Source organism: Actinomyces sp. MRS3W (genome assembly GCF_032465695.1).
In the GTDB taxonomy this organism is placed as follows: Bacteria; Actinomycetota; Actinomycetes; order Actinomycetales; family Actinomycetaceae; genus Actinomyces.
In genome coordinates this window covers 1-1,908 of the sequence record NZ_JAWDJJ010000157.1, presented here as the reverse complement: position 1 = coordinate 1,908, position 1,908 = coordinate 1, and the positions used below count along the sequence as shown (strand labels likewise).

At 70.0% G+C, this 1,908-nt stretch carries 2 protein-coding genes; both read left to right on the top strand.

Annotated features, from left to right (window positions below; translation table 11 throughout):
- Window positions 1-145 precede the first annotated feature (145 nt).
- Entirely contained in the window at window positions 146-1,210 is a 1,065-nt protein-coding gene (hrcA, locus tag RWX45_RS05730; RefSeq protein ID WP_316022807.1) for a heat-inducible transcriptional repressor HrcA, read from the top strand.
- A gap of 63 nt (window positions 1,211-1,273) precedes the next feature.
- A partial coding sequence (locus RWX45_RS05725) for a DnaJ domain-containing protein (RefSeq protein WP_316022806.1) occupies window positions 1,274-1,908 on the top strand: 635 nt, incomplete at its 3' end.

Genomic DNA, 1,908 nt, shown 5'->3' with positions numbered 1-1,908 from the left:
ACTGAGACGGCGGGGCGTGTTCACTCAGGGCACGGTAGGGGAAGGTCACGTGAGAGGGGCTCATGACCCGCCGTGCCACGGCGTAGGATGGCACTCGCACCCCGGGAGTGCTAACCGTGAGCCGCGCGCGAGGAAGGAGAGTCCCATGTCGGATGAACGCCGTCTCAAGGTACTGTCCGCCATCGTCACCGATTACGTGCGCACCCGCGAACCGGTCGGCTCGCGCGCCCTCGTCGAGCGCTACCGGCTGGGGGTGTCGCCGGCCACCATCCGCAATGACATGGCGACTTTGGAGGATCAGGGCTACATCCACCAACCGCACACCAGTGCCGGCCGCGTCCCCACGGAGAAGGGCTACCGCCGTTTCGTCGACGAGGTGGCCCGCATCAAGCCCCTGTCCGCCCCCGAACGCGCCGCCATCAACGCCCTGCTGTCCGGCGCCGTCGATCTGGAGCAGGTCGTCGCCCGCACCGTGCGCGTCCTCGCCCAACTGACCGGCCAGTTGGCCGTCGTCGAGTACCCGAGCCTGCGGCGCACCACGCTGCGACACCTGGAGCTGGTGGCGCTCGGCCCCACCCGGCTGCTCATGGTCATCATCACCGACACCGGCCGCGTCGAGCAGCGCACCGTGGGCCTGCCCGGGCGCAGTCCCGACGAACTTGTCGACCCCGCGGTCCTGGAGCGGCTGCGGGTGCGGCTGAATGCGGCGCTGGTCGGCCGCCGCGCCGTCGACGTGGTCCCGGTGCTCGCCGCCCTGACCGAGCAGGCCCCCGCCGACGAGCGCACCGTTCTGGCTGCGGTGACCGACGAGCTCGTGGCCGCACTGCGCCCAGACGCCGAGGAGCGTATCGTCGTCGCCGGAACCGCGAACCTCGCCCGGTCCCTGGATTTCTCCGCCATCGGTGCGCTTCTGGACGCCATTGAGGAACAGGTTGTGCTCCTGCGCCTGTTCACCTCCGCCGACGCCGCCCGCGCCGATGAGTCCGACGCCACCGGTACCACCGTGCGGATCGGCTCGGAGATCCACGAGGACGCCCTAGCGGAGGCCAGCGTGGTCTCCGCCGCCTATGGCCCCGGCGACGCCGTCGCCCACCTCGGCGTCATCGGCCCCACTCGCATGGATTACCCGGCCACCATGGCGGCCGTCCGCGCCGTCGCCCGCTACCTGTCCAGGTTCCTCACCGGAACCGAGAGCGGCATACCGGGCTGAGCGCCACCGCGCCACCATGAGACCACCCGCCATCACACCCATTACGAAGGAACAGCAGCAAGCGTGAGCGACTACTACGACGTCCTCGGCGTGACCCGCGAGGCCACCGCCGAGGAGATCAAGAAGGCCTACCGCAAGAAGGCCCGGCAGCTGCACCCGGACGTTGCCGGACCGGGGCACGAGGACGAGTTCAAGAAGGTCTCGGCCGCCTACGAGGTCCTCTCCGACTCCGAGAAACGCCAGATGTACGACCTGGGCGGCGAGGACGCCCTGCACGGCAATGGCGGCTTCGGCGGGTTCACCGGCGACTTCGGCAGCTTCTCCGACCTGTTCCAGCAGGCCTTCTTCGGCGGCGCCGCCTCCCGCGGTCCGGCGTCCCGCACCCGCAGGGGACAGGACTCCCTGCTGGCCGTCAATGTCGACCTCGCCGACGTCGTCTTCGGCACCACCAAGACCGTGCCGATGGACACCTATGTCGTCTGCGACACCTGCCACGGCAGCTGCTGCAGCCCCGGCACCTCCCCGGTCACCTGCGCCGAATGCAATGGGCAGGGCTCGGTGCAGCGCATGCAGCGCTCCTTGCTGGGCAATGTGGTCACCTCCACGCCCTGCCCCCGCTGCCAGGGCTACGGCACCGTCATCGCCTCCCCCTGCCGGGACTGCGACGGCAAGGGCCGCAAGCATGTGCGCACCCAGAT

What these genes read in the sequence shown, in the direction of transcription:
- hrcA (WP_316022807.1), top strand. Translation starts at nt 146, where the DNA reads ATGTCGGATGAACGCCGTCTCAAGGTACTGTCCGCCATCGTCACCGAT.